Below are 13,043 nucleotides of genomic sequence, written 5' to 3'. Positions count from 1 at the left end.
TTTCTTTCAAGTGTAAATTCCAGATCAACATAATTTTACAATCCTAACTTTATTTCCCACATCCACGATATTTCTTAATCAACTTTTCAAATACCTTTTTGGATTTATACCATAAGAGCCGTGAAGTTGACATTGCAATTCAAAATCCTAAAAAATACTTTTGCTTTACAGCAATTCCCATCAATTATGGTCTTAAATTGATGAATGAATTAATGCCTGGGTAAATAATTTTCCATGCAATAATTCGGGCATTCATTAACGTGTACCTTTCAAAATTTTAAAAATGGATTTCAAAACCGCATTAGAAAACATCTTTGTTGAGGCAAAGGATGTTCCTGCTGAATTTTCCCTGCCATCGGAAATTTACCAGCGGGAATACCTTAGTAATGGAGAAATGAAACAGTGGAACGGGCAAGTTCATGAAGTATATTCGCCAATCTGTATTAAAACGGAAAACGGGCTTGAAAGAAAACTAATCGGCAGCTATCCGGTTTGTACAGAAGATGAAGCGCAGGCTTCACTGGAAGCCGCCGTTCAGGCATACGACAATGGCCGCGGCGAATGGCCCATCATGAGTGTTGAAGAACGAATTCACCACGTCGAGAAATTCACTGGTAAAATGATTGAGCAAAAGGATATTATCGTAAAGCTCATCATGTGGGAAATTGGAAAATCGTTTGCCGATTCTACCAAAGAATTCGACCGTACGGTTGAATATATTTATGCAACCATTGATTCTTTGAAACATCTGGACAGGGATTCGTCCGGGTTTGAAATTGTAGATGGTATTGCAGCACAGATACGCAGGTCACCTTTGGGTGTGGTTTTATGCATGGGACCATTTAATTATCCTTTGAACGAAACTTTCACAACGCTTATTCCGGCGTTGATTATGGGAAATACAATTTTGTTTAAACCACCGAAATTTGGCACATTGCTGCATTATCCTTTGCAGGAAGCTTTCAGGGATTGTTTTCCAAAAGGCGTGGTCAACGTAATTTACGGCCGTGGAAATGCGATTGTTCCAGGTTTGATGCAATCAGGAAAAATCAATGTGCTGACCTTGATCGGTTCCAGTAAAGTTGCGAATGAACTGAAAAAACAACATCCAAAAGTGAACCGTTTGCGGGCAGTTTTGGGTCTTGATGCCAAAAACGCTGCTATTGTAACAGCTCATGCCGATATTCCTTTGGCCGTTAAAGAAACAATTACAGGTTCTCTTTCATTTAATGGTCAGCGCTGCACCGCTTTGAAAATCGTATTGGTACACAGAAGTATAGCGGATGAATTTATCAAACAATTTAACGCCGCTGTGGGCCAGCTTAAATTTGGTATGCCCTGGGAAAAAGGCGTATCTCTCACGCCATTGCCAGAACCTAATAAAATTGATTATCTGAACGAATGTATTGCGGATGCGGAAAAGTTCGGGGCTAAAATCATGAATGAAAACGGAGGTACATCACTGGCTTCCTTTTTCTATCCAGCTGTTGTTTACCCGGTAAACGATCAGATGAAATTATATCATGAAGAGCAATTCGGTCCCATTATCCCGATTGTTCCTTTTGATGATCTGGAAGAAACGATTGATTTTCTGATTGCATCCACTCACGGACAGCAGGTTAGTATTTTCAGCAATAACGCTCAGGAAGTTTCCTGGCTGATAGATCCCCTTGTAAATCTGGTAAGCCGGGTTAATATTAACACCCAGTCACAACGAGGCCCGGATGCTTTTCCATTTACCGGACGCAAAGACAGCGCAGAAGGAACACTATCCATTCCTGACGCAATACGCTCTTTTTCAATACGTTCGCTTGTTGCTTTTAAAATGAATGACAGCAACAATCAGCTGATTAATGAAATTGTCAGAGAAAACAGTTCTAATTTTTTAAGTACCAAGTTCATTTTCTAAAATTCAATATTGGCCAGGTTATTTATCCTCCGGAAACTTTCGTCTTCACATTAACTCGTGAAAAAGGATTTCCGGGGGATATTTTTTGCAAATTTCTACAATTTAGATTTAATCAAAACGGTTCTCAATTGCAGTGCTTAATCCCTCAAAAATCTTTGTAAAGTATTGAAATAAAATATTTTACAAATGACTTTTCAAAGCCCAATTTTTCAAGATCTTTTTAAATCCAACATATATCTAAATTTTTTTCATATTTTACCACTAAAAACACTAATAAAAATGGTGGTTTGTGTTATAGATATAAGGGCATTCCTATATTTGCAAATATTCACAAATTGAAAGTCAGACTTTTGGCCTAAATACAATGTGAGGATTACCAGTCAGTCTAAATCACTGGAGTCAGTGATAAGATTTTTTAAAAACGAAATGTTTAACAAAGCCGTTACTACCATGGACCAGGATACGAAGTTAAGTGCAGATTATATTGATTCTCAAATTGGAAATGTGATAGAATACTACGATCGCTGGGAATTTGGTGAAGAACCTTTTTTCGGAAAAGCGCGTATTAAAGGCCTCGCAGATGATGAGTTTGGAAAATTAAGAATTATCTGTGAAGTATTGGAAGGAAGCGACCTTGAATTGGCTTACGAAGAAGAAGATAATTTTGTGCACTCTGATAATCGTCCGATTTATGCCGGTGCACCTCCTTTTGAAATTTATTCGGCCAACTGGATTACAACTGATGGGAAAAAGAAAAAACAAACTTTTATTTCCCTGCCAAACGAAAACGCACGCGCTTATGCTGCCCAGCTGACTAATAGTAAAGTGGTTGTGAAACGCATCTACTAACAAAAAAGCCAACTTCTTTCATTATAGAAAGAAGTTGGCTACAATAAAATAACTTGTTTCTAAGCCGGCACGAGCATTAGCTGGTTAAATTCATTCTCTGCTATTTGCACCTGTTTACGGCTTATTCCACTATATAATAAAATAAGCTCCCTCCCCTGTTCTTTTGTAACTGTCTGTAATTTCCAATATTTGGGATGACTGATACCAATAGGCGTCCGAAACGATTTTTCTCCCGGTTCCCTTATCAGAATTTCATATTCAGTTTTTAATTTCTGTATGGTTGGATGATACGTTGCCTCAAAGATTACCTTAACCTCCCGGCGATTTTTCAAAGTGAAAACTTTTTCATGTGTCATGACTATTCTTTCTTTTTTTATAACAATACAAAGTTAATCTACTAACGGAATATACTTGAAAATTGTATTGATTTTTTATTAAAAAGTTATTAAACGTAAGGCCAGAATATAAAAATGCCACAGATTTGAGACGTTAACTTTGGTTGTACGTCACTTGAACAGGTCGTTTAATAAAAATTTATTCATTCTTTCTAAATTTCACCCCATGAAAATCCTGCTTACCGGTGCCACAGGGTATATAGGCAAACGATTATTGCCGGTATTACTTGAAAACGGGCATGAAGTTATTTGCTGTGTACGGGATAAGGGGAGATTTACTCCGCCAGAAAATTCTGAAAATCAGGTTACTGTCATTGAAGTGGATTTTCTGAATCCGGGCACGCTTAAAGAAATACCTGAAAATGTTGACGGAGCCTATTATCTGATCCATTCGATGTCCTCAGATTCCAAAGATTTTGCTAAACTGGAAGATCAGTCGGCAGAAAATTTCCGAAACCGAATGAATCAGACGGAGGTCAAACATATCGTATATCTGAGTGGAATCATTAACGACCATAATTTATCCAAACACCTTGCATCCAGAAAAAAAGTCGAAGATATTCTGGCTGCGGGGAAATACCATTTTACAACTTTAAGAGCGGGAATAATTATCGGCTCCGGAAGTGCTTCTTTCGAAATTATTCGAGATCTGATTGAAAAACTGCCGGTTATGATCACACCAAAATGGCTGCAAACGAAATCCCAGCCGATTGCAATCAGAGATGTGATAACGATGCTTGAAAAGGTACTTTTTAATAAGGATACTTTTGGTAAAAGTTTTGATATCGGCGGGCCAGATATTCTTACTTACAAACAAATGCTTTTAGCGTTTGCAGCAATCCGGAATTTAAAGCGTTTCATCATTACATTACCAGTGCTTACGCCGAAACTATCTTCTTATTGGCTTTATTTTGTTACTTCTACTACATTTTCCCTGGCAAAAAAACTTGTTGACAGTATGACGGTTGAAGTGGTTTGTCGTGATAACAGACTTTCAGAATTACTTCATCTTAAACCTATGAGTTATAAGGAAGCTATCGAAGCGGCCTTTACCAAAATTGAACAAAATGCAATCATATCCAGCTGGAAAGATTCTCTGATCAGCGGAAGAATTAATACCAGACTTTCGCAATATGTTCAAGTTCCTGTTGATGGTTGTTTTAAGGATATTAAGAAATTTCCGATCCATGATGTCCAAACTGTACAATCCAGGATCTGGAAAATCGGAGGACAAACGGGCTGGTATTATGCCACCTGGCTTTGGCAGCTGCGCGGCTATTTTGATAAGCTGGCCGGGGGCGTTGGTATGCGAAGAGGAAGGACTTCGGCGATCGACATTCACTCGGGAGATACACTTGATTTCTGGCGCGTTTTGCTGGCTGACAAAAAACAGGGACGATTATTATTGTTTGCAGAAATGAAACTTCCCGGAGAAGCCTGGCTGGAGTTCAGTATCAACGGGCAGGAATTAACACAAACCGCCACTTTTCGGCCAAAAGGTTTGTACGGAAGACTTTACTGGTATTTTTCCATGCCCTTTCACTTTTTTATATTTAAAGGCATGATCACGGCGATTACAAAATAAAGGCCTCCGGTAACTATACCCAAAGCCTCTATTCGCCACTACACACACCCAATCTCAATTACTTTTTCAGTTCTTTAATTTCAAACTGAACTTCCTGTAACATTTTAAGCAATTGCTGCATATCTGTTTGCGGTTCTGGCAGTTGCTTGCTATGGAAACTGTAATACTCCCATAACTCCAAAACCTCGGATACCGGAACCGTATAAGCAAAATATTGTTTGTTGAACGACTGCAAAAGCATCGTTCCGTCGTCATTTATAGTAACCTGTTTAAAAACAAAATCCTGCTCCCCTTTCAAAATCACGATACACGGAGTTTCATTTTTAAGCAATCGCCAATCCTGAACATATCTTGTAATAATATCACTGCCTTCAGGAACCGGAAGCATAGAATCCCCTATTGTAGGAAACATACGGAAAGTGCCATTTTTAGGCAGATTCGGAAGATTAAACCTTGGTAATCCAGCTAGAAATTCAGGATCGCTGTATCCCGAACGATAGCCGGCTTTCGCCTTTACAGGAACATATTCCACATTTTCTTTCTCATCTTTATCCACCGTAATAGCCAGGACCCGGATCTTACTTCCCGACATGTATGCCTGACTCCCCTCTTCCAGATCTTTGAGTTTTTGCTCACTGAGTTTTGACAGATCCATCTTTAAAAGACAGTCAATACTCATCTTGAAATAACTGGAAGTATTCACCAGATCTTCTACCGTCGGGTTGACGGTTCTTCCGCTTTCATGCGCATTAAGCTTTACACGCGAAATTCCCAGCTTTTCGGCTAGTACCTCCTGGCTCATCTTTTTCCTTAGCCGTAAATGCTTAATGTTTCCTGACCAAAATATTTGTTGCGTTTCCATAACGGTATGATACTTTTGAAATCAATCAGTAGATATTTTCAATATCAAATGTAATAACTTTTTAAATAAAACATACAAAACCTGAAAATTTTTTTTCTGTATTTTATTTCAAACCAATAAGTTATAAGACAGTCACAAAATCAGCTCTCTAAATTGAAAAGATTTAAAAGTCATAGCTTTTATTAAAACTATTTTTTCAAAACATGACATAAGTCATTTTGTTTAACTATTTTTGAAAAACGTTAAACAAAAATGGCTTTATACTCTATTAAAGATCTTGAAAGGATCAGCAACCAGAAGGCCCATACCATCCGTATTTGGGAGCAACGCTATGGTTTGCTGGAACCTGAAAGAACGGAAACCAACATCAGGTTTTACGACGACATTCAGCTCAAAAAGCTGCTGAATGTTTGCACCCTGATGAGTAAGGGTATGAAAATTTCGCATATTAGTAAGCTCAGTAAGCTGGAAATGGCTATTGAAATTGACAAGATCATTACAGAATCCTTTCAAAATGAAAAACATGTTGAAGTTATTATCAACCAGGCGTTAATTTCTCTTTCTACTTACGACCAGCCTCTTTTTGATGAGCTTTTTTCAAACGCTGTTACGCGTTTTGGGATGGCTAAAACTTATACAAAAATTATTTACCCGCTTCTGGTACGGACTGGATTAATGTGGGTAAAGGACGACCTGCTTCCGGCTCAGGAACACTTTTTATCTAACCTTATTAAACAAAAACTTTTTAGCGCCATTGATGCACTTCCGCTGCCGAGAAATGCAGACCAGAGCTGGATTCTTTTTCTAAATGAGTCTGAGGATCATGAAATTGGACTTCTTTTCGCAAATTATCTTATCCGTCAGCATGGAAAAAAAGTGATTTATCTGGGACAGCGTGTTCCTTATGATAACTTGACCAACGTGGTGAAACATTGTAATCCGACGCATATTTATTCATTTTTCGTGCGGAATCAGTATGAAAACGATCTGGCTGAACTGATCACAAAATTATCAGCCGACTTTGGATCCAGTATGATCTGCATTTCCGGAGGTGATCAAAATATTCAAAAGATTGCCGAAGAAAATAACATCATGCAGATCAAAACGATTGATAGTCTCATCGAAATTTTAACATCAGCCCATGCCTAATCAGACTGAAAAAATAAATAAAAAGGAAATTGCCGTTATTGGGTCCGGTTTTGCCGGAATGGCTGCCTCAGCTGTGCTGGCTGCAAATGGAACCCGGGTGACAGTCTTTGAAAAAAATGCGAAAACCGGTGGAAGGGCCAGATCTTTTGAAAGCAATGGTTTTGTATTTGATATGGGCCCAAGCTGGTATTGGATGCCGGATGTTTATGAAAACTATTTCAATTTGTTTGGCAAGACAACTTCCGATTTTTATGAACTAAAAAAACTGGATCCAGGATTTGCCGTGATTTTTGGTGAAAGTGAGGTCATTGATATTCCGTCAGATTTTAATGAAATATGTGAATTATTTGAAAGTATTGAAACCGGAAGCGGGGCCAAACTGAAAAAATTTATTGAAGAAGGTGAGTTTAAATACCGGGTTGGAATGGGTGAAATGGTTTTCAAACCAGGCCATTCGGTTTCTGAGTTTTTTAGTCTGAAATTGTTCAAAGACGCGCTGCAAATCCAGCTTTTTTCCTCTTTCAGCGATCACGTCCGAAAATATTTCAAGAATCCGAAGTTACTCTCAATCATAGAATTCCCTGTGCTCTTTCTTGGTGCAATGCCAAAAGATACGCCGGCCTTGTATAGCCTGATGAATTTTGCCGGACTAAAACAAGGTACATTTTATCCTATGGGCGGTTTTGGAAAAGTAGCTGATGCTTTTAAAACAATTGCTGAAAATCAGGGGGTCAATTTCAAAACCTCCCATAATGTTGATTGGCTGGAAATTAAAGCAGGTGCAATCAGTCATTTGCACGCCAACGGTAACAGTCATCAGGTAGATGCCATTATTGGCAGCGCAGATTACCACCATATTGAAAATGACCTGCTTCCCGACTATTTACAGTCATATAGCGAATCCTATTGGTCTGCCAGAACTTTCGCGCCATCATGCCTGCTGTTTTACCTCGGTGTAAATAAAAAAATAGACAAACTCAGACATCATAATTTGTTTTTTGATGAAGATTTTGAACAGCATGCAATTGAAATTTATAAAGAAAAAAAGTGGCCGACAAATCCTCTTTTCTACGTTTGCTGTCCTTCAAAAACGGATGATTCTGTGGCACCGGAAGGAAGCGAAAATCTCTTTGTACTAATGCCGATTGCCATCGGACTTCCTGATTCTGAGAACATTCGTGAAGAATATTACAATGCGCTGATGAAACGGCTTGAAAAGTTTGCTGGCGAAGATATTACCAGCCATGTCGTTTATAAGAGAAGTTATTCCGTTTCGAATTTCATCAATGATTATAACGCTTATAAGGGCAATGCTTATGGGCTGGCTAACACTTTAATGCAAACAGCAATCTTCAAACCAAAAATGAAAAGTAAAAAAGTGAAAAACCTGTACTACGCGGGACAGCTGACAGTACCGGGACCGGGTGTTCCTCCTTCCATTATTTCAGGTCGAATTGCCGCACAAGAACTTTTGAAATTCCTAAAGAAATAAGATATGAAAGCGATTTTTGATAATCTGTCTGCCTCTTGCAGCAAGACAACGACACAATTATATAGCACTTCATTTTCATTGGGAATTCAGTTTCTTGATAAAAAATACCATGAGCCGATTTACGGAATTTATGGTTTTGTAAGGCTGGCCGATGAAATTGTTGACAGCTTTCATGAATATGACAAGGAATTTCTGATGCGGAAAATCAGAAAGGACACGATGGAAGCTATTTCCCTGAAAATCAGCATCAACCCGATCCTTAACAGCTTTCAGCATGTCGTTCATACATACAAGATTGAATGGGCACTGATCGATACTTTCTTAAGAAGTATGGAAATGGATCTTTATCAAAAAGAACATACCGAAGACTCTTACAATCAATACGTTATGGGCTCGGCAGAAGTTGTGGGACTCATGTGTTTGCGGGTTTTCACACAAGGCAACCTTGTCGTCTACGATGAACTGAAACCCTATGCAATGAAACTTGGAGCGGCGTTCCAGAAAGTAAATTTTCTTAGAGATCTGATGGCGGACTATCAATTATTAGGCAGGAATTACTTCCCGGATGTCAATTTTCAGCACTTTTCTCATAGCGACAAACTTAGCATACAAAAAGAAATAGAAGCTGATTTTGAAGAGGCGCTCATTGGTATAAAACAGTTGCCCGCCGGAGCCAGAAGAGGAGTTTACCTTGCTTATTTTTATTACAAAAAATTATTTCTGAGGATCAAGGAATTACCGCCTGAAAAAGTAATGACAGCCCGGATCAGAATTCCTGATTATGATAAAATCGGATTAATGTTTCAGTCATTATTTAGGCATGAATTTGATCTTTTATGACAATAATTTGTTAGATAAAGTAGTAGTATAAGTAGCATTTTAAAAATTTGCTTCTTGTTCTAAAACCTAAATCTGTTAACTCATGAATGATCACGTTGTCCTTGTAAATGAAAATGATGTCGAAATTGGTTTGATGCCAAAACTGGAAGCACACCAGAAAGGTGTTTTACATCGTGCGTTTTCAATTTTTATTTTCAATACAAACGGAGATTTGCTTTTACAGCAGCGCGCTTACGGAAAATATCACTCGGAAGGATTGTGGTCAAATACCTGTTGCAGCCATCCTTTCCCGGATGAAACTACCTCACATGCCGCTACAAGACGCCTGAAAGAGGAGATGGGCATTGATGCTTCGTTGAATTTTTTGTATTCATTCAAGTATGAGGCTGGTCTGGATAATGGGTTGACTGAGCATGAACTTGACCATGTTTTCTGGGGAATTACGGATAAAACTCCTGTAATTAATCCTGATGAAGTTTTAAGTTATCAATACATTTCGGAAGAAAACCTTCGCATAGATATGCGGGAAAATCCTGCAAAATATACTGAATGGTTTAAAATCTGCCTCGATGAAGTTTTGGACAGAATAAGAATTTAATCAACATATGAATCCTGTTATTGCAAATATCCTGACCGTCATTGTAACTTTTATAGTGATGGAATGTGTGGCCTGGCTGGCTCACAAATACCTTATGCATGGTCTTTTCTGGTTTCTTCACCACGACCATCATCAAAGAGACGACAAGGATTTTTTTGAAAAAAACGACTACTTTTTTCTCATTTTCGCCACCCCAGGGATATTGTGTCTTTATTTCGGACTTGAACAAAATTTCAGCATGCTATTCTGGATCGGTACCGGAATCACTTTATATGGCATGGCGTATTTTTTGGTGCACGACATTTTCATTCACCAACGTTTCAAGATTTTCAGAAATACTGATTCCTTTTATCTGAAAGCAATACGCAAAGCGCATAAAGTGCATCACAAACATTTGGGAAAAGAAGAAGGAGAATGTTTTGGTATGCTTTGGGTCTCGTTCAAGTACTTTAAGGAGGCAAAACAATCAATGGCTAAGCAAAATAAGGTACCACGCTCTGTATAAGATTATTAAAACTTTTCACCATGTGTTAAGCTGATAATTCCGCGCATTAAACCTGGCGTTTTACTCAAAAATTTCAGCGCCAGATGCGTTGTATTTTTCTTACCAAACAGGTTTTGCAAATAATATCCCGCACGGATTCTGGTATTTAACGCTTCATTCCATGACTTTTTGTAGGCTGATGTTACTTCTTCCAGTGAAGATTTATTTTCAAAATATTTGATCAACTCTACTGCCAATAATTTCGAAGCTCTCATACCCATACTCATGCCATTTCCACAAAGCGGAGTGATAGATCCCGCCGCGTCACCCAGAAGGAAGATATTTACAACGTCAGTTTGTTTTTTATTGAACTGAATATTGCTGATTACCAACGGATTAGAATGAATAAATTCCGATTTTGTAAAGTAATTTTTTAAAAAAGGATTCTTGAAAAGAACATGCTCCTCCATCTTTTTTATATCCTTATTGTTGTTTTGAAGATTCTTAGCAGTAGTAAGATAACACAGACAATGCCAATCCTGGTCTACCTTTGAAATACCGCAATAGCCATCTTTAAAGTTATGAAGCTCAATTCGGTTGCTGGCAAGATCACTCTTGATATGATACTTTACACCAATATAATTTGTACCACTTTTATCTTCCCGGATTAAATAATTATCATTTTTTTGGATAAAAGAAGGTGTATATTTCCCATAACTGCCGCAAATAATTGTAGCCCGGAATTTTCCCTGATTCGTGTCAATTTCCTGAAATTCAGTGCTGATCTGATTGACAGCGGTAACTTTACAACTTTGAAGAATTGTAACTTTTTTGTCAATCGCAAGTTGATAAAGATAATTATCCAGACTGTATCTGCTTATACCAAATCCGCCCATTTCCAGGGTTTGATTTAACATAAATCCTTTTTCTGAACTGATTCCCAACGAATCAATGATGGGCAAGTCGTAAGTATCAAGTGGTAAACCAAGCCTCATCAGAAAATCCCAGCTTTCCATAGAAATGTATTCGCCGCAAACTTTGTGAAACGGATATTCATTTCGCTCGAACAAAACAACCTTAATGCCTTGATCTGCAAGTTGTATTGCCAAACATAATCCGGCTAAACCTCCACCGATAATGGCACAATCGTATGTTTTATTCTCTGGTTCCATCCATTATGATCTGATGCCGAAAAGCCCATTTATTTTTTACAGAATAATGACTTGCCCGCGACTGTTCCAAAATCGAAATCCATTCTTTCCTTTTGAAACCTCGTAAAACAGAAAGTGGGGCATCATTTTTTACAAGGTAAGATTTTGAAAACAAAGAGGTTAACAATTTTATCGAATAATAAGCCAATGGATTTCTTTCGAGGTCGTTGATGATGAGAATTGATTTATTTTCAACTGCAAAACCTATTAATTCCAAGAGCTCGCTTTCGGTAAGATGATGACAAAACAGGCAGGCGTGAATAATATCTATTTTTTCAATGTGCTTGTAAATGTTTTTATAATCATCACAAAGGAACCTGATTCCGGTATTTTCAGGATTACTTTCTGCGTATTTGATGCAAACCGGTTTTAAATCAACACCATGTAAATCAATAGAATACCCCTGTTTCGTTCTCCATTTTTTTATGTGCTTTAACGTGTCTCCTCCACCACAACCGATATCAACAAATGAATAACGATGGCCCGGTTTTACAATCGTTTTTAAAGCTGAAAAGGAAATATTATAGCCACCAAGCCAGTGATTAACGAAGTCAAGTTCCCTTAGATTTTGAAATAAATCATCTTCCGGAATTTCTTCCTGGTCCAGCAGTTCCTTTTCGGTACTTCTGAACTTAAACATATTGCAGCTGCATGGTTTCAATACTTAATCCTGGCCCAAAGGCAGCCGCGAAAAGCTTTTCACCAGCCGTTGCCTTTTCAGCTTTTTCCAATACCTGTTTCAAAACAAATAAAACTGTCGGCGAAGACATATTCCCGTAATCTTTAAGCACTTTATAAGTTTCTGCAAGTAAAGATTTATCAAGGCTCAAAGCAGCTGCAAAATCATCAACAATTTTCTTTCCGCCGGGATGAATTGCCCAATGCTCAATATCAGAGGGTATTAGGCCAATTTTATCTAACATCGGTAGAATATTTTCCTTTATTAACCCAGGCACATAAGAGGTGAGATTCATGATAAATCCGGTTTCGGATAATTGCCAGGCCATGTCTCTGTATCCGTTGTGAAGGATCATGGAATTGAATTTATTAACCTGAACTCGTTTACCAAAACTGTTTTGTTTAGGCTGAGAAGTCATGATAACAGCAGCAGCTCCGTCTCCAAAAATCAAATTTGAAAGGATGTAATCGTCGTTAAATCTTTTCTGGAAATGAATTGTACACAATTCTGTGCAAACAATTAAAACAGTGGCATCCGGTTGACTTCTGCATATGGCGTCTGCATTTTTTAAAGCGATGATCGCTGCATTACATCCCATGAAATTAACGCTGCTGCGCTGGGTTTCCGGATTCAGGTTAAGTTCCCTGATAAGTTCAATATCAAGCCCAGGCGCAAACAAACCTGTGCAGGTAACTGTAATGATATGGGTAATGTCTGGTTTGAGAAAGGTTACATGGTCAATTTTTTCAATTGCTGCAAGCGAAAGTGATGTTGCATATTTTTTATATAACATCATTCTTTCATTAAGTCCTGGTTCAACGGAAGAAGTTTTCGGAAACAATTCAAAATCGGAAGTGCTTTCGTCAAAATCTTGTAATACGGAGTACCGCTGGCTGATCCCGGTTTTCCCTGCAACGATTTTGATTTTACGCTTAAAAGTGTCATCATTCGTTGAATTCATATAAAATGAACTCAATATTTCTTGTGAAA

The 13,043-nt window shown here is 38.1% G+C and carries 13 protein-coding genes; 8 read left to right on the top strand and 5 right to left on the bottom strand.

The features are described from left to right. Positions 1-283: 283 nt before the first annotated feature. The gene (locus IEE83_RS11485) at positions 284-1,909 is read left to right on the top strand and encodes an NADP-dependent glyceraldehyde-3-phosphate dehydrogenase (RefSeq protein ID WP_194120716.1); all 1,626 of its coding nucleotides are present in this window, start codon (positions 284-286) and stop codon (positions 1,907-1,909) included. A gap of 426 nt (positions 1,910-2,335) precedes the next feature. Beyond that, positions 2,336-2,758, top strand: coding sequence for a hypothetical protein (locus tag IEE83_RS11480; RefSeq protein WP_228101774.1), 423 nt, complete (start codon positions 2,336-2,338; stop codon positions 2,756-2,758). Between the two features lie 59 nt (positions 2,759-2,817). Here IEE83_RS11480 and IEE83_RS11475 read toward each other — a convergent pair whose 3' ends face one another. Next, entirely contained in the window at positions 2,818-3,114 is a 297-nt protein-coding gene (locus tag IEE83_RS11475) for a hypothetical protein (RefSeq protein ID WP_194120715.1), read from the bottom strand. Between the two features lie 205 nt (positions 3,115-3,319). Between IEE83_RS11475 and IEE83_RS11470 the strand changes: the two genes are divergently transcribed. Beyond that, on the top strand, positions 3,320-4,738 hold the full coding sequence (locus IEE83_RS11470; protein WP_194120714.1) for an SDR family oxidoreductase: 1,419 nt from the start codon (positions 3,320-3,322) through the stop codon (positions 4,736-4,738). A gap of 58 nt (positions 4,739-4,796) precedes the next feature. Here IEE83_RS11470 and IEE83_RS11465 read toward each other — a convergent pair whose 3' ends face one another. Next, positions 4,797-5,600, bottom strand: a complete 804-nt coding sequence (locus IEE83_RS11465; protein ID WP_194120713.1) for an XRE family transcriptional regulator — start codon at positions 5,598-5,600, stop codon at positions 4,797-4,799. 252 nt (positions 5,601-5,852) lie between these two features. On the opposite strand from IEE83_RS11465, the gene IEE83_RS11460 reads away from it, so the two are divergent. The 5 genes from IEE83_RS11460 to IEE83_RS11440 all read left to right on the top strand — a co-directional run bounded on the left by IEE83_RS11460 (position 5,853) and on the right by IEE83_RS11440 (position 10,184). Next, entirely contained in the window at positions 5,853-6,749 is an 897-nt protein-coding gene (locus IEE83_RS11460) for a MerR family transcriptional regulator (protein ID WP_194120712.1), read from the top strand. After that, positions 6,742-8,241: a bifunctional phytoene desaturase/3,4-desaturase gene (gene crtID / locus IEE83_RS11455; protein ID WP_194120711.1), complete on the top strand. Its 1,500-nt coding sequence runs from the start codon at positions 6,742-6,744 to the stop codon at positions 8,239-8,241. The genes IEE83_RS11460 and crtID overlap by 8 nt, the downstream gene beginning before the upstream one ends. Positions 8,242-8,244: 3 nt before the next feature. Continuing rightward, positions 8,245-9,081, top strand: a complete 837-nt coding sequence (locus tag IEE83_RS11450; protein ID WP_194120710.1) for a phytoene/squalene synthase family protein — start codon at positions 8,245-8,247, stop codon at positions 9,079-9,081. An 82-nt stretch (positions 9,082-9,163) separates the two neighbouring features. Further along, positions 9,164-9,679, top strand: a complete 516-nt coding sequence (idi, locus tag IEE83_RS11445; protein ID WP_194120709.1) for an isopentenyl-diphosphate Delta-isomerase — start codon at positions 9,164-9,166, stop codon at positions 9,677-9,679. A 7-nt stretch (positions 9,680-9,686) separates the two neighbouring features. Further along, positions 9,687-10,184 carry a sterol desaturase family protein gene (locus IEE83_RS11440; protein ID WP_194120708.1) on the top strand — a complete coding sequence of 166 codons (498 nt, stop codon included), beginning with the start codon at positions 9,687-9,689 and terminating at the stop codon, positions 10,182-10,184. A 5-nt stretch (positions 10,185-10,189) separates the two neighbouring features. Here the strand turns inward: IEE83_RS11440 and IEE83_RS11435 are convergent, their stop codons facing one another. The 3 genes from IEE83_RS11435 to IEE83_RS11425 are packed head-to-tail and all read right to left on the bottom strand — an operon-like array spanning position 10,190 to position 13,029. Further along, positions 10,190-11,335, bottom strand: a complete 1,146-nt coding sequence (locus IEE83_RS11435; protein ID WP_194120707.1) for an NAD(P)/FAD-dependent oxidoreductase — start codon at positions 11,333-11,335, stop codon at positions 10,190-10,192. Beyond that, positions 11,319-12,014 carry a methyltransferase domain-containing protein gene (locus IEE83_RS11430; RefSeq protein ID WP_194120706.1) on the bottom strand — a complete coding sequence of 232 codons (696 nt, stop codon included), beginning with the start codon at positions 12,012-12,014 and terminating at the stop codon, positions 11,319-11,321. The genes IEE83_RS11435 and IEE83_RS11430 overlap by 17 nt, the downstream gene beginning before the upstream one ends. After that, a complete protein-coding gene (locus tag IEE83_RS11425) occupies positions 12,007-13,029 on the bottom strand; it encodes a type III polyketide synthase (protein WP_229251520.1) in 1,023 nt (340 codons plus the stop codon). The genes IEE83_RS11430 and IEE83_RS11425 overlap by 8 nt, the downstream gene beginning before the upstream one ends. Positions 13,030-13,043: the final 14 nt, after the last annotated feature.

It is taken from the genome of Dyadobacter subterraneus, assembly GCF_015221875.1.
Classification (GTDB): domain Bacteria; phylum Bacteroidota; class Bacteroidia; order Cytophagales; family Spirosomataceae; genus Dyadobacter; species Dyadobacter subterraneus.
Note: the sequence above shows the minus strand (reverse complement) of the source record. Positions and strands in the feature narration are given on the sequence as shown.